This is a genomic window from Vibrio sp. Vb1574, from assembly GCF_033338675.1.
Genome location: NZ_JAWOTC010000247.1, coordinates 1 through 1,315, shown reverse-complemented (window position 1 = coordinate 1,315; position 1,315 = coordinate 1). Strand labels below are relative to the sequence as shown.

Annotated in this window: 1 pseudogene; it reads right to left on the bottom strand. The window is 44.0% G+C overall.

Going from position 1 to position 1,315, the window contains the following annotated elements:
• Positions 1-170 precede the first annotated feature (170 nt).
• A pseudogene (locus tag R7O12_RS25220) lies at positions 171-1,315 on the bottom strand (transglycosylase SLT domain-containing protein); the annotation flags it as partial.

The following is a 1,315-nucleotide window of genomic DNA, read 5'->3' as shown; positions in this document are numbered from 1 at the left end:
GTTATCGGTTAGCAAATCATTAGATTGGATAGAGTACTCAGCTGAAAACGCCTTCGTTTTTAGGGACGTTGTTCAGCCTGTTTTTTAGAGTGGTTAAATTTTAACTAGAATGAAAATGTGACATTAATCACTCTGCAATTTCAAAGTACACTGAATAATAAAAATGCCGCTTAATTAACAAGCGGCATTTTTGTATCTGGCGTTTGAGTGATTTTCCTTATTGGTGTCATAAAGACTGGGTCATCAGGAATCAGCAGCACATTTTCTGTGTTTTGGCGAGGTCTAAGCTCTCTAGTTGCTTATAGATGACGTAGTAACGGTTCACGCTGGTCACATAACTGACCGTTGAGCTGAGGCTTTTTCGCATGACCACTTCGACATTATTAAACCAAACGTTGGGGTCGTAGCCTTGCTGTGCGGCTCGCTTGCGCATTTTCTCGACATTACCTGGGCCTGCATTGTAAGCCGCCAAGGTAAAGTAAATTTTGTTCTCAGCCGTAATGGTCTTATCGCCAAAGTACTGCCGACGTAAAAACGCTAAGTATTTCGCTCCTGCGTGGATGTTGTTTTCGAGTTGTCGAACATTTTTGATGTTGATGTTTGGATCGCGCGCTGTGCTCGGTAAGACTTGCATTATGCCGACTGCGCCTCTTGTGCCGACTAAGTTGTTATTAAATCCGGACTCTTTATACGCAACCGCCGCAATCAGCAAATAATCCAAGTCATATTTCTCCCCGTAGCGCGAAAACAGCGCCGACAGTTTTTCTAGCTGGGCAATTTTCTTAGGGTTAAGTGCCTTATTGAGCCAATTGGTATTGTCGATGTATTTGCTATATATGACGTTTCCAAGGAGTGTGCCTGAGCGAGATTTTTGGATGAATTTGTTCACCACTGCTTTGAGTTGAGGACTGTTTTGTCGCATTACCCAAGCGATGTTGCCGTTTTTGCGAAGAGGGACTTTCTTATGCGCTTTGATGTCATCCATCGCATTGAGCCAAAGTTTGGCTTTGTGGCTATCTAAAACAATGGCTTTGATATAGCCATTGTTGAGCATGCCGACGAGTTCGTAGTCTTGCAGAGTCTCTTCGATGAAGTGCACGATAATCGGCGGTAAGCCTTTCTTGTTCAGTGTTTTGTTGACGGCTTGAATGCTTTCAAAGTAGCTGGAACTGGCACGTACCCAAATCTCCTTACCGCTCAACTGCTCAAGTTTGGTGATGGTTGGAGTACTTTTGTTGGTGATCACCCACTCTTCGATGCCGGATAAGATTGGGGTACTGAAGTCGACTTTTTGTTTGCGGGCCTCTGTGATCGT